The organism is Nocardioides sp. Leaf307, from assembly GCF_001423135.1.
Taxonomy (GTDB): Bacteria; Actinomycetota; Actinomycetes; order Propionibacteriales; family Nocardioidaceae; genus Nocardioides; species Nocardioides kribbensis.
In genome coordinates, this window is record NZ_LMNY01000001.1 from 1,892,524 (window position 1) to 1,908,984 (window position 16,461).

20 protein-coding genes are annotated in these 16,461 nt (G+C 58.6%); 6 read left to right on the plus strand and 14 right to left on the minus strand.

The genetic code is table 11. The features are described from left to right. Positions 1-52: 52 nt before the first annotated feature. The 4 genes from ASF50_RS08695 to ASF50_RS08710 all read right to left on the minus strand — a co-directional run bounded on the left by ASF50_RS08695 (position 53) and on the right by ASF50_RS08710 (position 2,251). Positions 53-499 carry a DUF6314 family protein gene (locus tag ASF50_RS08695; RefSeq protein WP_235557622.1) on the minus strand — a complete coding sequence of 149 codons (447 nt, stop codon included), beginning with the start codon at positions 497-499 and terminating at the stop codon, positions 53-55. Next, the gene (locus ASF50_RS08700; protein WP_156697892.1) at positions 496-912 is read right to left on the minus strand and encodes a hypothetical protein; all 417 of its coding nucleotides are present in this window, start codon (positions 910-912) and stop codon (positions 496-498) included. The genes ASF50_RS08695 and ASF50_RS08700 overlap by 4 nt, the downstream gene beginning before the upstream one ends. A gap of 86 nt (positions 913-998) precedes the next feature. After that, positions 999-1,574 carry a hypothetical protein gene (locus ASF50_RS08705; RefSeq protein ID WP_056864442.1) on the minus strand — a complete coding sequence of 192 codons (576 nt, stop codon included), beginning with the start codon at positions 1,572-1,574 and terminating at the stop codon, positions 999-1,001. A 26-nt stretch (positions 1,575-1,600) separates the two neighbouring features. Then, entirely contained in the window at positions 1,601-2,251 is a 651-nt protein-coding gene (locus ASF50_RS08710; RefSeq protein ID WP_056904068.1) for a CG0192-related protein, read from the minus strand. A gap of 36 nt (positions 2,252-2,287) precedes the next feature. Between ASF50_RS08710 and ASF50_RS08715 the strand changes: the two genes are divergently transcribed. From ASF50_RS08715 to ASF50_RS18420, 6 genes are all read left to right on the plus strand, one after another. Next, the gene (locus ASF50_RS08715; protein ID WP_056904069.1) at positions 2,288-3,130 is read left to right on the plus strand and encodes an alpha/beta fold hydrolase; all 843 of its coding nucleotides are present in this window, start codon (positions 2,288-2,290) and stop codon (positions 3,128-3,130) included. Between the two features lie 10 nt (positions 3,131-3,140). Next, the gene (locus ASF50_RS08720) at positions 3,141-3,767 is read left to right on the plus strand and encodes a GrpB family protein (protein WP_056904070.1); all 627 of its coding nucleotides are present in this window, start codon (positions 3,141-3,143) and stop codon (positions 3,765-3,767) included. A 32-nt stretch (positions 3,768-3,799) separates the two neighbouring features. Beyond that, positions 3,800-4,285, plus strand: coding sequence for an AAA family ATPase (locus ASF50_RS08725; protein ID WP_200920053.1), 486 nt, complete (start codon positions 3,800-3,802; stop codon positions 4,283-4,285). An 88-nt stretch (positions 4,286-4,373) separates the two neighbouring features. Continuing rightward, positions 4,374-5,105 carry a carbon-nitrogen hydrolase family protein gene (locus ASF50_RS08730; protein ID WP_200920054.1) on the plus strand — a complete coding sequence of 244 codons (732 nt, stop codon included), beginning with the start codon at positions 4,374-4,376 and terminating at the stop codon, positions 5,103-5,105. A 346-nt stretch (positions 5,106-5,451) separates the two neighbouring features. Continuing rightward, complete coding sequence (locus ASF50_RS08740) at positions 5,452-5,919, plus strand: hypothetical protein (protein WP_056904072.1); 468 nt, start codon at positions 5,452-5,454, stop codon at positions 5,917-5,919. A 284-nt stretch (positions 5,920-6,203) separates the two neighbouring features. After that, a complete protein-coding gene (locus tag ASF50_RS18420; protein WP_082502907.1) occupies positions 6,204-6,593 on the plus strand; it encodes an Lsr2 family protein in 390 nt (129 codons plus the stop codon). Positions 6,594-6,644: 51 nt separating this feature from the next. Here ASF50_RS18420 and ASF50_RS18910 read toward each other — a convergent pair whose 3' ends face one another. From ASF50_RS18910 to ASF50_RS18435, 10 genes are all read right to left on the minus strand, one after another. Further along, positions 6,645-7,103, minus strand: coding sequence for a hypothetical protein (locus ASF50_RS18910; protein WP_156718158.1), 459 nt, complete (start codon positions 7,101-7,103; stop codon positions 6,645-6,647). Then, positions 7,103-9,667, minus strand: coding sequence for an H-type lectin domain-containing protein (locus ASF50_RS18425; RefSeq protein ID WP_162242373.1), 2,565 nt, complete (start codon positions 9,665-9,667; stop codon positions 7,103-7,105). Before ASF50_RS18425 ends, ASF50_RS18910 begins: the two co-directional genes overlap by 1 nt. A 129-nt stretch (positions 9,668-9,796) precedes the next feature. Then, entirely contained in the window at positions 9,797-11,662 is a 1,866-nt protein-coding gene (locus ASF50_RS18915; RefSeq protein ID WP_156718159.1) for a hypothetical protein, read from the minus strand. 253 nt (positions 11,663-11,915) lie between these two features. Next, positions 11,916-12,218 carry a hypothetical protein gene (locus ASF50_RS18920; RefSeq protein WP_156718161.1) on the minus strand — a complete coding sequence of 101 codons (303 nt, stop codon included), beginning with the start codon at positions 12,216-12,218 and terminating at the stop codon, positions 11,916-11,918. Positions 12,219-12,254: 36 nt separating this feature from the next. Further along, complete coding sequence (locus ASF50_RS18925) at positions 12,255-12,542, minus strand: hypothetical protein (RefSeq protein ID WP_156718162.1); 288 nt, start codon at positions 12,540-12,542, stop codon at positions 12,255-12,257. Positions 12,543-12,620: 78 nt separating this feature from the next. Next, positions 12,621-13,037 carry a hypothetical protein gene (locus ASF50_RS18930; protein ID WP_156718163.1) on the minus strand — a complete coding sequence of 139 codons (417 nt, stop codon included), beginning with the start codon at positions 13,035-13,037 and terminating at the stop codon, positions 12,621-12,623. A gap of 26 nt (positions 13,038-13,063) precedes the next feature. Next, a complete protein-coding gene (locus tag ASF50_RS18935; RefSeq protein ID WP_156718164.1) occupies positions 13,064-13,432 on the minus strand; it encodes a hypothetical protein in 369 nt (122 codons plus the stop codon). Between the two features lie 8 nt (positions 13,433-13,440). Next, entirely contained in the window at positions 13,441-13,740 is a 300-nt protein-coding gene (locus ASF50_RS18940) for a hypothetical protein (protein WP_156718165.1), read from the minus strand. A 36-nt stretch (positions 13,741-13,776) separates the two neighbouring features. Beyond that, positions 13,777-15,342, minus strand: coding sequence for an HK97 family phage prohead protease (locus ASF50_RS18430; RefSeq protein WP_082503069.1), 1,566 nt, complete (start codon positions 15,340-15,342; stop codon positions 13,777-13,779). Continuing rightward, complete coding sequence (locus tag ASF50_RS18435; protein ID WP_162242374.1) at positions 15,305-16,414, minus strand: phage portal protein; 1,110 nt, start codon at positions 16,412-16,414, stop codon at positions 15,305-15,307. The genes ASF50_RS18430 and ASF50_RS18435 overlap by 38 nt, the downstream gene beginning before the upstream one ends. Between the last annotated feature and the right edge of the window lie 47 nt (positions 16,415-16,461).

A 16,461-nucleotide genomic window follows, 5' to 3' on the forward strand; every position in this document is an offset into this window, starting at 1 on the left:
CGGGCCATGCGCCGTGGTCACCTGTGACCACGTGTGGCGCCGGGCCGTCGGATCAGCCGTGCAGCGGGCGGTGCGCGGCGACCATCGTGTAGTCCTTCGCCGGGCCCCGGACCTCCCAGGTGATGGTCCAGCCGCCGGCCGGGGAGCCGGGCTCGAGCAGCCCGCGGTAGTGGTCGCGCCCGCAGGGGTGGTCGACCTGCACGCCGGGCTCCCAGGGGTGGAAGTCGCGTCCGTCCTCGAAGGTGACCCACCAGCCCTGGTCGCGGGGCTCGACGTAGAGGGTGCGGGAGACGGGCACGCTCGTGCCCGGCCAGGACATGGTGCCGTGCTCGTGCCACCGCACGCGGCCGTCGCCGAGGAGGCTGAGCTCGGCGAGCCCCACCACGCTGCGGCGCAGCCCGTCGTGGCGGTCGTCGATGTCGCGCTCGACCGACCACGTGCCCAGCAGGTCGAGCGGCCCGGCCGGGGTCGACCGGCCGGGCGGGGGAGCCGTCGTCAGCGGCTCTGGGTGGTGCGCAGCGTCGCGGCGATCAGCACGACGATGCCGGCCGACAGGTCGCTGACCATGACGGTCGTCGAGCTGTTGGCGAAGATGCCGACCAGCACCAGGCCGATGCCGCACAGGAAGAGCACGCCGATGGCGGGCGCGGCCGGCAGGTCGACCTTGAGCGAGAGCGCCGCGAGGATGATCACCAGCGCGAAGGACTGCGAGATGTAGCCCGACCACATGCCGTCGGGGGTGTCGGTGGAGTAGAGCATCCAGCTGGAGAGCAGGAGCGCCGTCGCGGCGCCGAGCGCCAGGGCCCAGCCGAGCGGGCCGGCGACCGGCGGCGGAGCGACGTAGGGCTGCTGCGTGACGGTCTCGGGGGTGGCCGGGGTCGACGCCTCGGGCCGGGACACGGGAAGGGACACGGTCGGGCCGCTCTCTGCTCGGAGTTCGATCGGGGGTGGTGCGTGCAGCCGGGCTGCGCTCGTGCGGGGTGCTGCTGGGGCCGATCCTAGCCGGGCGTGCGCCGCCGCCGGTGGGCCAGGTGGGGGGAGGGATCGGGCGGAGGCGGGGGCGGGAGCAGCTCGTTCTGCCGCTCGCGCACGGCGAGCTTGATCTGCTGCAGGTTGTTGCGCAGCAGGTCGGAGACCAGCTCGTCCATGCGGGGGTCGCCGAGCATCTCGATCAGCACCCGCAGCGTGGTCTCGGTGACCTCGGAGACCACGAGGTCGTAGCCGGGCAGGCGTCCGATGAGCCGGGAGGTCGGGTCGTGGCGGACCTTCTCGGTGACGAGGGCCTTGAGCTCGTCGTGGTTCTCCAGCAGGGCGTCGGAGATGTTCTTGGTGTAGTGACCGGTCTGGATGACGTCGGCGACCTCGTCGAGCACCATGATCGTGATCGGGCGCTTGACCATCGAGACCACCTTGTCGCGGCCCTTGTTGATCTGGCGGATCGCGAAGGGCGTGCGCAGCCCGCGCCGCACCAGGAAGCGGGTCACGACGGCCGAGACGACGGCGAGCGCGATGAGCAGGACGACGATCAGCGCGACGAGCTGGGTCGTGCTGAGGCCGGCCACGAGGGGGATCACGGCGCCATCCTGCCGGACCGCAGCCCTCACCTGGTGAGCGTGGCGAGCAGCAGCGGGCCGGTCGCCTCGCCCGCGTGGCCCGTGAGCACACCGGCCGGCGGGTCGGCCGGAGCAGCCGCGGGGTGCCGGGAGACGCCGAGCGTCGCGCCCCCGACCCGCACGAGGGTCCAGCCGTCGACGTCGGTGACGGCCTCCTCGCCCAGCGCGCGCCCGACGTCGAACGCGGTGTCGGCCAGCGGCGCAGCGCCGCCGGTGCCGCTCGCGCGCGCCGACGGGTCTCGCTCCACCTCGGTGCCGTCGCCCTGGCGCACCACCTCGCGGGCCTCGCCGGCCGCCTCGGCGATCGTGGCCGCCAGCGTCGCGACGTAGGCCGGGTCGCCGCAGCCGTCGTAGACCCAGCGCGAACCCAGCACGGTGTGCTCCATGGTCGTGACCAGCCAGCGCTCGCCGTCGGGCAGCGGCGCACCACGGAAGGTCAGCGGCACCTGGAGCACACCGCCCGCGGCGTCGCGCACGAGGAAGGTCTCCACACCCACCTCGCCGGCGGGGTCGTCGAAGCGGAAGGCGCCCAGGGTCTCCACCTCGCCCGCGTCGAGCGCCCACGGCTGCTGCGGGAGCCAGGCGTTGATCGCCTCGAGCTTGGTCGGGACGATGCTCGCGCGGTGCAGGAGGGCCATGCCCGGCAGGCTAGCCGGGGCTCCTAGGCTGCACCGGTGACCTCGCCCGACGCCGCTGCCCCCGAGCCGTCGACCTCCGACACGTCCTCGCCCGCGCTGCACACGACCGAGGTCGGCTCGACCGGCCCCACCGTCGTCTTCCTCCACGGGCTCTTCGGGCAGGGTCGCAACTTCACCCAGGTCGCCAAGGCCCTCCAGCCCGACCTCCGCTCCGTGCTCGTCGACCTGCCCAACCACGGCCGCTCACCGTGGACCGGCACCGCCGACTACGAGACGGTCGCCGAGACCGTCGCCGCCTGGCTGCGCGCCAGCTACGCCGCGCAGGGCCCGGTGCACCTCGTGGGCCACTCGATGGGCGGCAAGGTGGCGATGGTCCTCGCGCTGCGTCACCCCGACCTCGTGGACCGGCTCGTCGTGGTCGACATCTCCCCGGCGCCCAGCGACGGGGCGGGGGAGTTCGAGCACCTGCTGGGGGCGCTGGCCGGGCTCGACCTGCCTGCGCTGACCAGCCGCGCCGACGCCGACGCGGGTCTGGCCGACCAGATCGACGACGCGCGGGTGCGCGGGTTCCTGCTGCAGAACCTGCGCTCGGGCCAGGACGGCTTCCGCTGGCAGGCCGACCTCGACCTGCTGCGCCGCGAGCTGCCCGCCATCGCCGGCTTCCCCGAGCTCGACGACGTCGCGCCGTTCGACCACCCGGTGCTGTGGATGGCCGGCGCACGCTCGGCGTACGTGCAGCCCGAGCACGAGCCGCTGATGCGCGCCCTCTTCCCGCGCACGCGCCAGGTGACCATCAAGGGCGCCGGGCACTGGGTGCACTCGGAGCGGCCGGAGGCCTTCGTCTCCGCGCTGCGCGTCTTCCTCACCGCGGCGCTCTAGCCTGACCGGCATGCCGACCCGCGCCCAGATCGTGTCCTTCGCCGGCGACGAGGCACCGCCGGGCGAGTCGCCCTGGGTGGCAGGCCGGGGCCCGAGCCCGTACGTCGCGGTCGTCGAGCCGGACCCGTCGTGGCCCGAGCGCTCCGCGCAGGTCGCGGCGACGGTGCGCAGTGCTCTGGGCTGGCGGGTGCTGGCGCTGGAGCACGTGGGCTCCACCGCCGTGGCGGGGCTCGCCGCGAAGCCCACCCTCGACCTCGACATGGTGCTCGCCGACCCCGACGCCGAGGACGCCTACGTACCTGCGCTGGAGTCGCTGGGCTTCGTGCTCACCGTGCGTGAGCCGTGGTGGCAGGGCCACCGGCTGCTGCGCCTCGACCCGCCGGCGCTGGGGGAGAGCCTCGGCTGCCACCTGCACGTCTTCGGGCCCGACAGTGCGGAGCCGTGGAAGCACCGGCTCTTCCGCGACTGGCTACGCGCGCACCCCGACGAGCGGGAGCTCTACGCCGCCGCGAAGCGCTCCGCCGCCGACGCCGCAAACGCGGCGGGGGAGCACGCGATGCTCTACAACGCCCGCAAGCAGGACGTGGTGCGCGCGATCTACGCCCGTGCCTTCCGCGCCGCGGGCCTGTCGGACTGAGCGGCGCCCCCAGGGCGCACCAGCCTGGCGTGGTGCCCAGGGTCGTCTTCATGTGCGGCCCCGCGGGGTCGGGCAAGACGACCTACGCGAGAGGTCTCGAGACGGCCGGCATGACCCGGCTGTCCTTCGACGTCGAGATGTGGCGGCGCGGGATCACCACGGTGCCGCTGCCGCCCGAGGTGCGGGCCGAGATCGAGACCGACCTGCGCGCCCGTCTGCTGCAACTCGTCGGGGACGGCGCCGACGTGGTGCTCGACTTCTCCTTCTGGTCGCGCGCGATGCGCGACGACTACCGCCGGCTCCTGGCGCCGCTGGGCGTCGTGCCCGAGACCGTCCACCTCGCCACCGACCGCGCCACCGTGCTGGCCCGCCTGCGCGGGCGTCGTGCGGCGCACCCCGACGACTTCGTCATCGACGAGGCGCTGGCCGAGCGCTACGTCGACCACGTCGAGGCGCCGACGCCCGAGGAGGGGCCGCTCGTGGTGGTCGACGCCCCGCAGACGGGGCCGAGCAGCTGAGAGGGGTGGTCGCGGCACTCCGGTAGCCGTGGCGCGTGGGGTCGCCGTGGCGCGTGGTGCCGCGACGGGGCGTGGGATCGTGTGCCGCGTGAGCAAGCCCGACCTGCCCGACCTGCCCGACCTGGACGTCGCCGTCGCGCAGCCGAGGGTCCATCGCGGCGACCTCGCCGCCACCGCGCGCGAGCACGCTCTCGCCCTCGCCTCGGCCGGTGCTCGCCTGGTCGTCTTCCCGGAGCTCTCGCTGACCGGCTACGAGCTGGACGCGGAGCCCGTCGCGCTCGACGACCCGCGCTGGGCGGTCGTCGTCGAGGCCTGTGCCCGGGCGGGAGCCGTGGCCCTGGTCGGCGCTCCGGTGGCCGTCGATGACCGCCTCTTCATCGCCACCGTCCGTGTCGACGCCGACGGGGTCTCGCTGGCCTACCGCAAGAGCTGGCTCCACGGCGACGAGCACCGCCGCTTCACCCCCGGCGACGGCCCAGCCACCACGACGGTCGACGGCTGGGTCGTCGGCCTGGCCATCTGCAAGGACACCGGAGCCAGCCAGCACACCGCGGGTCTGGCCCCGCTCGGTGTCGACCTCTACGCCGCCGGTGTCGTCGACGTGCCCGCCGACGTCGTCGAGTGCCGTGCACGGGCCTTCGTGATCAGTCGCGCGCTCGGTGTGCCCGTGCTCATCGCCAGTCATGCCGGCGGCACCGGCGGGGGATTCACCGAGACCGCCGGCCGCTCGGCGGTCGTCGCCGCCGACGGGTCGGTCCTGGTCGAGGCCGACGAGGCCGTCGGCCGCGTCGTGCGTGCCACGCTCGTCGCCCCGACGTAGCCCGAGTCGGCAGGGCGACCGTCCTGCGCGGTCAGCCGCGCCCGGTGTCGCTGTGGCCTAGGATCGCGTCGTCTTTACTTTCCGTCTCGGGAGGCCCGTCGTGTTCACCTGGATCCTCGTCGCCTGTCTGGCGGCCGTCGTCCTCTACGCCGTCGCCGGCTGGGTCAGCGCTGGTCGGCTCGCACGCCGCCTGCGCAGCGGTGAGACCGGGGGAGAGCAGCTGTCGAGCCGCCACGAGGCGGACCAGCGTGCTCGAGCCAGCGCCGCGAAGGCCCAGCGGGGCGCCGCACGTTTCCACCAGCCCGGGTCGTCGGGCCCGAACCCCTCCGGGCCCTAGCCTGTCGCGATGTCCGTCTCGCTGAAGTACGCCGTGGTCGAGCGCGAGCGCCGCTGGCTGGTCCGTCGGATCCCCGAGGAGGTGTCGAGCACCAAGGACATCGTCGACCGCTACGTCACGGGCACGCGGCTGCGGCTGCGCGAGGTGCGGGAGGCCGACGGCACCGTCGTCCGCAAGCTCGGGCACAAGGTACGGCTGTCCGACGGCCCGGCCGAGGTCGCGTGCACCAACCTCTACCTCGACGACGCCGAGTGGGCCGTCCTGGCCGCGCTGCCGAGCCGGGTCCTGCGCAAGCGACGCCACATGGTCCGCCGCGACGGCCTGCTGGTCGTCGTCGACGAGCACGAGGACGGCTCGCTGGTCGCCGAGATCGACGACGGCGACCAGCCTGCCCTCGAGCCCCCGGGCTGGCTCGACGTCATCCGGGACGTCTCCGAGGACGAGTCGTGGACCGGGGCGCGCCTCGCCGGGTCCTGAGTTCGACGCTGACGGGTTCTGACCCGCGATCAGCACCCTCTCGACCCACTCACCGTGGCGTGAACCTGCCGCCGATAACTGACATTAATTTTTGGTCAGTCCCGTTGCGTCACACACTATTTCCCGCGCAGTCTAGCATGCCTTCTAGGGCTTCCTAGGCCTATCCCACAGGTTCGGTCTAGTACACGGATATATAGGCCAATTCTTCCTAGACTTGTTCTAGACGTTCTAGACGTGTATCTTGTCCTAGACGCTTCAACATGACTTCTTAAGGGGAACCCATCATGGGCATGCACACCATCATCGTGGACGACTTGACCGGCGCTGAACTGAACAGCGACACCAAGCCCACTGTCATCACCATCGACGGTGACACCTATGAAATCTATCTTGGTAGTGAAACCAAGGAAGGCTTCATCACGTGGGCCAAGGGTGAAGGTGCCATTCCCAAGGCTGCTTCTGCTGCACCCCGTACCGCCCCGAAGGCTGCTGCTGCGTCTGGCCGTGGTCGCAAGCCGGTGGACACCTACGGCTACGTTCACGCTGATGTTCGTGCATGGGCGGTAGACAACAAGAAGACCGCCAAGTCTGGTTCGCCCATCACGGTTGACACCCGTGTTCTGAACCAGGAAATCTACGACGACTACAAGAAGTTCATGGAAGACAAGTCCTGAACTTTCACACAAAAACCCCTAGGCCTGATGTGGCTTAGGGGTTTTTGTGCTTCATGGGGAAGGGGCTTTGTTAATTCCTGTTGCGACTTCGTGGCTTAGAAGGTGTAGGGCTTCGTGTTCCTTCTGCCAATCAATATTGGTTTGTTGAACGTCCTTTAACACATCTTCGGACCACGTTACGTGTTTCATGCGCCATTCTTCTAGCGCAGTAATTCTTTCGTGAACAGTAATCATCTTTGATTGATTTTCCACCAACACCGTTAAGGCTTCTTCTAGTGTGTCTACCCTAAGGGCTAGTGGTGGTGTGGCTTCTTTAAGTTGCTTACCACTACCGGGGTCTAGTACTGCTTCATAACCAAGCAATGTATCCATACCGCCGTTTACCCTTTTCAGGAATGTAATGGCTGGCAGGATGACTACCTTTCTAATAAGTAGGAAGGCAGCCACCGCTGCTGCGATAGCAACAATGATTTCACCAATGACCGGTACACCGGACAAGAAGTTAAGCATTATTGTGCCACCGCCAACCAGTCAACATCTGTAGAACCAGTACCAGCACTTCTGACCATCTGAATGGTGAAGCCGGTACGGGTCAAGTTAGACACCGACATACGTACCTGTGCAGTTGCGTTGGTGATATTCCTAAGTGTCAACATCACCGTTGGTACAGGACCAGATGCAGGGAACGCATTAGGGAACGTGACATCAGATGTAATCAAAGTGTTGACAGCCGTAACGTTCAGCGTCCTAGAACCAGCCTTGACAAAGCCAGAAGCATTGATTGGCCCACCGACATTCAAGACCAAGGTTCCTTGGGTGTTGTCGTTAAGCATTGCCAAGACTTCATTGTTGTCAATACGCAAGTGCTGTCCTGTTGTTGGACCAACCTTCAATGCTGGTTCATTTCCAGCAGCAGTTGTTGCATCATCGGCAGACCTGATGTTGATGTTGTTGAAGATAGCCGTTTCAGCAGTTGTGCCCTTGTAAGGTGGTGCCGGGGTATAGGTAGGCTGTGCAACAGAAGTCTGAACATCAAAGCCGTAGGTGACAAACCATCCCTTAGGCGTAATCTGGTGTTCAATACTGGTGATGCGTAGTGTCTTGTCTACCTTGGTGTTGTACTTAACAGCGACCGGGGTATAAAGGTCATTGCGTACCGCCCACTTCAATTCGCGGGCATCATTGACAGGCATGGTCAGACTGTTGCACCTAATCTGCGGTGTGCCGTTGGCAGTCAAGACTGCGTTGGCGTAAGCCTGAATATTGGTTAGGGATTCAGTAGGTCCACCAATGGTGAATTCTGCTGTGTGTGGTCCCCACGTTGCCTGTGATGCAGCATCAATGAATGGCCCGTATGGGATTTCTTCTGTAGCACCGCTAGTTGGGTCGTAGCGAAGCCACTTGATGCTGACACTGTTGATGCAGGTATCGCTATTGAAGTCAACGTTAATGTCTGAATAGGACACCCATGTTGGGTCTGAACTAGCAACATCACTAAAGGTGCAGACCGCTGTAGAAGACAGACGGTTGTTGTCCCAGACCTGTAGAACGTTGTTTCGGTCTACCCATGCGTAAGCAAGACCACTGTCACGTGTCAGCGCTACTTGGTCCAGCACAGATGCATTTTCATTGACCCATGCGCTACCAACTGTGGTGACCTGACCACCACTGCCGTTGGTGTTCCACGGAACACCCTTGCCTTCTAGGATGAATGGCAAGTTGGACACAGACGAAATACCACGGGCTTCACCCTGGTTGGACAAGGCCATAATGGCGTCTGCTGCTGTGATTTCGATACGGGTTACAATTTCAGCGTTACGTTTCTTGGAACGGTCATAGGTTGTGTTGGCACCAGTTAGAAGACCTTCGTAGATGTTTTCCCATACACCTTCTACTAGACCGCGCAGACGGACCTTCTTTCCTGTACGGATATCAGGTACGACGGCTGGGTCTAGAAGTGGGTCCATGACAATGGCTGACATAGAACCAGTGTCTAGGGCTGCACGCTTGACGTTAATGCTTGATGTAGGACCAAGAATATTGCGCCATGCGTTTGGTTCGCTGAACGTGAACACATCACCCAAGGTGGTCTGCGTAGACGTTGAAGCGTGTGCTGTTCCAGTCCATGCGTAATCGAACGTGGCGGTATCAGCAATAGAACCATCAAAGTAGGTACCAAGTTCTGAACCTTCTTCAACCATGATTGCATCAAAGTAGGTGTTGGAACCGTAACAACTAAGGTCCATCCTTAGGAATGCTGCCTTAGATGGTGCAGTAAACGTTGCACTGAACCTAGACCAATTGGTGTCTGTAGATACACCTGTGGCTTGTTCACCATAAGTGTCCAATACCTTACCGGCGCTGTCGTACCAGTAGACCGTTACCTTGGTGTATGGACTGTTGGTCAATGCTGCGTGCTTACGGTGATAAGACACGGTGTATGACTTACCGCCCGTGACAGGCATTCCAGACGTACCACTGTCTGAACGTACGGTGGCACTGCCACTGCTGAATCCTGTGGTCAGCAACATAGATGCTGTACCAGTAAAGGCAGCAGCGGTGCTGCGTGCAAAGGAACTTTCAATCAAGAACCAGTTGGCTGTATTGACTTCAAGTGAAGGATTCTTCACCATGTTGGTCCTGACAGAAGCAACCGTAGATGCTGTATCGGTGTAGGTCACCTGAATCTTGTTCATGGTGAAATTAGCACCAGCAACAGGGCCTGCGCCGGTATCTGTGTATAGGTCAAAACGCAACTTGACGTATGCCGTTCCAGCCGGTGCCACAGTGGCAGGCATGAAGAACGGGTTACCTACAGCAGTCAACAATGCTGTCTGCGTACCGGATGAAATCAAGACCTTTGCAGATGTGTAGAATTCAAAGCGTGCCCTAATGGCAGTAGATGTACTGATGCTTCTTAGGGTGAACTGTGACCTGACATACTTACCGGCTGCCACAGGTAGGTGTTCAGTGGTGAAGTATGTTGCTACTGCTGCTGTGTTGGTGAAGTACAGACGGCTTCCATCTGGATAACCGTAGTCAGAACCACGGCTGCTAATGATGGACTGCGCCACAGGGGACACCCAACCCCAAGCACCGTCATCACCTGAATGATTGGGTACTAGGTTGGGTAGACCACCTGTAGGTACTTCTACTTCTAGCCTTAGATTGCTTTCGTTAATGTATGGAATTGCCATTTCTTATCAGACCGCCGCACGGCGTCCCCCTTGCTTGTAGTAAGAATCAAGTGCATTTGCGACCGTCCTACCTAGTTCGGCAGGGTTGTTGGTCGGATGCGCGTAAACGTTGATTACTGGTGCTGCACTTGAAGAACCAGTAGAACTTGTGGAACTGGTGAACTGTGGTGTCTTGAAATCCCTGCCGTAGTTCTGACCAATGTTGTTGGTCAAACGGCCAAGGCTGTCACGTACAGCACTGTCCTTGTCGTCAAACCCATCAATAAGACCTTGAATAATCAACTGACCATTCTTACGAAGAAGAACCTTGTCAACGTTGGCAGGTCCCTTAAGGTCAGGAATCTTGTTGGTAAGTTCACGCAACTTGTCTTCTACCTTGCCAATCATTGACTGGATACCATTTAGAAGACCACCGATAATGTCCCTACCGGCATTTAGAAGCCACGATGCTGCACCACTAAAGGCACCCATGACGGCTGACTTGATACCGCGCACCTTGTCCATAAGGTTGCTGATTGCCGTGGTGACGGAATTCTTGATGCCGTTCCAGACAGATGCGGTCAAAGACTTAGCAGCGTTCCATGCATTGCTGACAAAGCCCCTGACATTACCCATGGCACTACGTACGAACCCAACAACTGCCTTGACTGGATTCAGTACCGCTGACTTGAAGATGTTCCAGGCAGCCTTGGTGGCTGCCTTGATGATGTTCCAAGCCGTTGTGATGATTGCCTTGTAGATATTGACGTACGTCTTAATGGCAGTGAAGACAGCCTTGAAGACGGTGACAATTACTGTCTTGATGACAGGGAAGACCTTCTGGGTAACCTTCTTGATGCCGTTGAATGCACCATTGACGATATTGCGGAAGGTTTCAGACTTCTTGTACGCCAAGATGAATCCGGCAACTAGAAGACCAATGGCAGTGATGACTAGACCAATTGGGTTAGCACGCATGGTTCCATTCAGAATCCTTTGTGCCACCGTGACAGCAGTAGTCACAGCCTGTGAAACCTTCATAATGCCTGTGTAGATGCCCCATGCCGCACCAGCAGCAACTAGGCCACCAGCAAGTGCCACTAGGACAGTCTGGTTCTGCTTGAAGAACGTTGCCATTTGCTTAAGTGCAGGAACAACGTTGTCTTGGGCGAATGAACCAAAGCGCTGCAAAGCCGGTAGGGCAGTAGAACTGATGAACCCCATGGCTGCTGTGGCTACAGGAAGCAACTTGCCACCTAGTGTGGCAACCATGTTGTCAAACTGCGCCTTGGCAATCTTGGTTCTGTTAGCCAATGAATCCTGTGTACGGGCAAAGTCACCAGCAGCCTTACCCTGACCCTTCATTACAAGGCTAGATACTGCACGTGCCTTGTCTTGGTCGGTAAGTTCCTTGGCGCTAGCCTTACCAGTCTGACGCATTGCTTCCATTTCAACCCTTGCAGCATTGATGGTTGGAATGAACTTCTGCAAACTGTCGTATTCACCACGGGTTGCAGCAGACAAAGCGTCCATGACTTCTACAGGTGCAGCGTTGTGGAATGAACCCAAGTCAACGGATGCCTGTACGAAGCCCTTAGACATACGTTCGGTTTCCTTCGCACCAATACCAATCTGGTTGAAGAAGTTTCCAAACGTTGATACACCATCTAGGGCAGCCTGCTTGGATAGACCAAGGGACGTGGCTGCACCATCAGCCCACTTCATAATTGCAGGGCTGGACTTACCGAAGATGGTTTGGGTCTTGCTGATTGTTTCATTAAGGTCAGATGCGCTGTTGACCATAGTCTTGATACCGCTGATTGCGGCACCACCGGCAAAGGCAGCAGCAATCAAGCCACCAACTGCCTTGGTAGCCTTGCCGAAGCCTGACAACTGACTGTCTACGCTAGACAGTTTGCTTCTAATATCGCGTACGTCTGCTAGTACAGACACACTAATTGTGTTTGCCAATTTTCTTATGTTGCTTCCGGTGCAACCCCTTCCTTAAGATTTCTTGTTTAACTTGTTGAACATGTTGACGAACGCTGCAATTTCAACGTCCGTCAACATGTCATATTCAGAAGGGGCAATGCCGGTCTTCAAGCAGAATTCTGCCTTTTCCATTGCCACTTCTTCAAACTGACTGTCAGTCGACTGGTTCACTGTCTGCTAGAACCTTGTCTACTTCTGCTTCCCAAGCAGCGTCATCGACCGGTACACCAGCGAAGATAGATTCCAGTTCAGCAATTGGCTTGTCTAGGTAATCTTCAAACTTAGAAAAGTCTGCACCTTCTGTGAACCATGCCATGACAACAGCAAGGCTGTCACTGTCGTTCAGGATTTCTTCCTTAGACATATCTAGGGCTGTTCTAGCCTTGGCCCACTGACGGGCTGTCATCAACCTTGTAGTAATAAGCAGAACCTTCTTTGCAATTTGCTTTTGATTCATAATAATTTCCTTCTTCCCATGAATTTGGACTGTCTTTCAGCGCAGTCCGTACTGTCTAATCAAATCTTCTAGTCCATCGTCCATAATCTGCTTTGCAGCAGGTCCATTACGCTGGACTGCATCTGTCAGGAACGGGTTGGCGTCAATGTTGTTGTATCCGCCGTAGTGAATAACACCTGCATACGGCAGTCTTGAACTACCGGCCCTGACAATGGTCTTATTCTTTGCGTTGGATGACTTGATGCTTGCAGCCAATGCACCAGACTTCCTAGGAACAAGCGATTGCGCGTCACTGACGACAAGTGTTCCAACCTTCTTGAACACTGCCTTAAGGTCAGTGACGGCAACCCCAAGTTGTTGAAGACTGCGTGATACTTCCCGCAAACCTTCGTAATACATACGTCAGGCAACTACCATTGTTGGGGTTCCAGCAATGTCCATGCGTACATCCCAGGACCATGTTTCACCAGCAGCACCACCGACAGGTGGCTTAGCAGGAAGTGTCAATGTTCCTGTGAAGTGCGGCTTGGCTGCGGTTGCCGTAGCGTTGCCATAAGGCTTGTAGACGAACGCAATACCGGTCTGACCGCTGTTGGTCCATGCGTAGTTCCAAAGGGAACCAGTACCGAAGTCAGAAACTGCTGTACCTTCCATGAACCACTGCAAGGCACCACCGGCACCTTCATCAGCAAAGGTGGTTGCGTCACTGTCGGCTTCTTCGTTGTTCATAATCAGGTTTGTAAGGTCACCCTTATATTCAACGTTGTTGATTAGGATAGACAACTGTCCACCCTTGTACTTACCGTTGGCGATAGCCATTCATTTCACATTCTTTCTTAGTTATTTCACTTGATAGTGATAGTCGTGCTTAGGTTCAGGTCCGCTGCTAGATATACGTACCCGTTAACTTCATACATGAACGGCTGGGATACTTCTGTTTCCCATGAACCGTTAAGTGCAATAAGGGTGGCAGTGATGTAGTCATCTAGGTCATCAGTAGCCACTTCGTTCTGTACCGGCGATGCGACTAGGCGCACCTTCATGTTCACCTTGTAGTCTGAATCAAACGTCTTTTCATCGAATGATTCTTGTACATAAGGGTCACCAGCAGACACAATGGCTAGTGGTGGATTGACCACTTCGGGAATATAGTCAATGACTTCAATTCCCGTACCGGCCAATACGCCTGCTAGTTCGGTGCGTAGTTCAGACAAAATTGCCATTAGATGAACACCACCCAAGGTGACAACAGGGGATAGGCAGCAACCATTGGGTCACGTGCCACACGTACTGGTGCTTCATCAAAGGCTGCAAACTGCGCCACACCATTCTTGGTATTGCGCTGGTTGTACAGTTCGGCACCAACAGCCAACACAGCCCTGTCTACGATTGCCACAGGGGCGGCGCTAGCCACGTAAGTCTTCGTATCTGCGTTCCAGACACGGTTGGTACGTGTTACCAGCGCCACCGCCTGTTCAAAACAGGACTGAACCAAAGCGCTGTCGGCATCTGGTGCCTTCACGAAGACCTTTAGGTCAGTCCAAGTAGCCACGGTGAATCAAGCCACCGTTGCCTTAACCAAACCGTTAGCGTTGGTAACACCAACTGCTAGGTAGCCGTAAAGGCTGAACTGCTTGGTTAGGTTGATGATGTTTTCATCCTGTAGGCGAAGTGGTGCGCCACTGTTTTCCCAAGAAGTGACAGCGGTTGAAGAAGCCACGTAGAAGGACTTTGCAGCCATTCCAGCAACTACAACAATCGGTACACCTGCTAGGGAACCAGAAATGCCACGTACGTTGACGGAACCAATGGTTGCGCCACCGCTGTTGTTTGCATCTAGTGCAAACTGGCTTCCTGCAACGGTTGCCAACTTGGCGTATACGTCAGGTGACACAGCAATGAAGTCAGCCTGTGCGCCCTGTCCGTTAGCGTCAATCTTTGCAACACCGTCAACAACTGCGTCTAGGAAGTTTGCTGCGGTTGCAGAAGACAAGGTGAATGAAGTACCAGCCTGTGCAGTAGCAGCAGTCATGGCGCTAAGTACCTTGGCATTGGTTACCTTGGCGTAAGAAGCAGCCTGATAACGCAATACAGTGTCTAGGTAGGAAACGTCTGAACGTTCGATAGCCTGACGGGATAGTTCGCTGTATCCACCAAAGGTTTCAACAGGTGCAGTTGCAGTGGTGATGCCAACTTCTAGGTAAGCAAGGTTGTCACCTTCTGCAACCTGCTTGGCAACGTCACCAGTAAGTGCAGATACCTTTGGGTATTCCACGCTGTTACCGGATGGGCCAAGTGGACCACGGCTGAACAAGTTCAGTACCGGACGGCCACGGTCAACGATGGTTAGAAGGTTGGCCTTCCAATCGTTGCTGGTGTGTGAATCAGAAAGTGTTGCGCCTGTGTAGGCACGGACTGCGTTCTGTGCGCCTGCGTCACCATCGGCAAGTGCCTTAAGGAAGTCACCGCCACTGCGGAACTGTGGTGCCGCGTTGTCGTTGACGCTGGTTCCAGCCAAGGCCATACGACGTTCCATTTCATCAACAGCGGTACGTAGGTCTGCTACGTCGTCGCTGGATGCATATGTAATTTCGGACATATTAATGTCCCCCTTTTCATTATTTGTATTTTCAGTGGCGGTGCCAACTGAATTCTTCGTGCTGTCGTATCCACGAACAGCCAAAACTTCTGCGCCTTCATAGGCTGGGAAAGGAACTACGCTTACTTCCTTCAAGGTGGCCTTGGTTCTAACCACAACGTCGTCATCCATGCGGTCTTCAACCGGGATGAAGCCAACGCTGAATCTGTTTAGAACACCGTCCTTTAGAAGGGTGTAGATTTCGTTACCCTTAGGTGTGTCTGAAATACGGGCTTCAATCACGTACCCGTCTTCTGTGTCTTCACCCTTGGTGACAAGACCAATAGGTTCGGTGTGTCCGTAGAACAACTTGACGTTTGAAATTTCGCCAAATGCCCCACGTTCAAACTTTTCAACGAAGTCACCAATGTTGGTTTCCGTGTTGTATGGCACGGCAAGACCAGTGATGGTGCGGGTATCAGTGTCAGCAGCCCTAACTTCAAAACTTCTAGTTTCTAGGTTCTGCATTTGAATCACTGCTTTCATTTTTATTTCCTACCGGCGCGGTAACGACTGTGTCGCCACCTTCAATTGGTAGGTAGCCTTCCTTTGCCCTGACTTCATTAGGTGTTAGCCACTGTGATTCCAGTGCCACCTTGTATGCGTCATAGCGGGTCTTCGTGTCAGCACGAAGAAGCATTTCAACCTTGAAACGTGCTGTCTGTCCTTCTGGCAACAGGTCAGTCAATGCACTTTCAATTTCTGTCAGGTACTTCATCAACGTGTACTTCACATACACGGTGTCAACCTGTTCAGTGTTGGTGTAGGTCATTGAATTACCTTCAACACCGGTCATTAGGTATGTGGCTGGGATACCGAACATGCGGGCAATCTGCGTGACGCTGAACTGCATGCTTTCGATAAACATGGCGTCCTTCGGTGCTAGATACACCGGCTGGTAGGAAAGACCCTTACCAAGTACCGCCGTGCCACGGTTGTACTGACGTCTGTCCCATTCATCGCGGTACTGTTCAGCCTGTTCAGCAGTCAGAACGTTGTCTGTGCTTAGAACACCGCTAGGAACACCACCTGTGCGGAACCAGTTATCTGAATAGTTCCTAAGGTCTAGTGCGCCACGTAGTTCATTCTGTGCAACCTGAATTGGACCTACGCCACGGTCGTAGCCGGGTAGACGCATAAGCCACAGGTGCTTGACCTGCCATTCCTGCAAGACCCTGTTGTGGTACCTGTAGACCAACTTGCCATTCTGGTTGCGTTCCAGAATCACGTGCTGTGGGTCTAGTACTTCAAGACCACGGGGCTTGCCGTCAGGGCTGGTCTTGCCACGAAGGAACCAGAAAGCGTTGCCGTCTGTAGCAAGGCTGACAGTGGTCTTTTCTAGGAAGGCCGCACGGGAAGTATCCCCGTCAGGACGTACCACCAAGTCTGTGGACTTAGTAGGAACTTCCTGACCTTTACGCCATGCACCAATTTCTAGTTGGCTGACTGACGTTCCTAGGATGCTTACGGCGCGGAAAACACCGGCAAGGCCAAGTGCCCTGTCGGTGCTTACCGCTGTGTCATTGAACCCGGTAAGATTTACGGGATTCAGGGGCATGTTCGGACTACGCAAGATAGGTAGTTCAGAACGAACATCTGTCGGTG

Excerpts from the sequence above, each read along its gene's own strand:
- ASF50_RS08710 (WP_056904068.1), bottom strand. The coding sequence starts at position 2,251 with ATGGCCCTCCTGCACCGCGCGAGCATCGTCCCGACCAAGCTCGAGGCG.
- ASF50_RS08720 (WP_056904070.1), top strand. The coding sequence starts at position 3,141 with ATGCCGACCCGCGCCCAGATCGTGTCCTTCGCCGGCGACGAGGCACCG.
- ASF50_RS08740 (WP_056904072.1), top strand. The coding sequence starts at position 5,452 with ATGTCCGTCTCGCTGAAGTACGCCGTGGTCGAGCGCGAGCGCCGCTGG.
- ASF50_RS18420 (WP_082502907.1), top strand. The coding sequence starts at position 6,204 with ATGGGCATGCACACCATCATCGTGGACGACTTGACCGGCGCTGAACTG.
- ASF50_RS18910 (WP_156718158.1), bottom strand. The coding sequence starts at position 7,103 with ATGCTTAACTTCTTGTCCGGTGTACCGGTCATTGGTGAAATCATTGTT.
- ASF50_RS18920 (WP_156718161.1), bottom strand. The coding sequence starts at position 12,218 with ATGAATCAAAAGCAAATTGCAAAGAAGGTTCTGCTTATTACTACAAGG.
- ASF50_RS18930 (WP_156718163.1), bottom strand. The coding sequence starts at position 13,037 with ATGGCTATCGCCAACGGTAAGTACAAGGGTGGACAGTTGTCTATCCTA.
- ASF50_RS18430 (WP_082503069.1), bottom strand. The coding sequence starts at position 15,342 with ATGAAAGCAGTGATTCAAATGCAGAACCTAGAAACTAGAAGTTTTGAA.
- ASF50_RS18435 (WP_162242374.1), bottom strand. The coding sequence starts at position 16,414 with ATGCCCCTGAATCCCGTAAATCTTACCGGGTTCAATGACACAGCGGTA.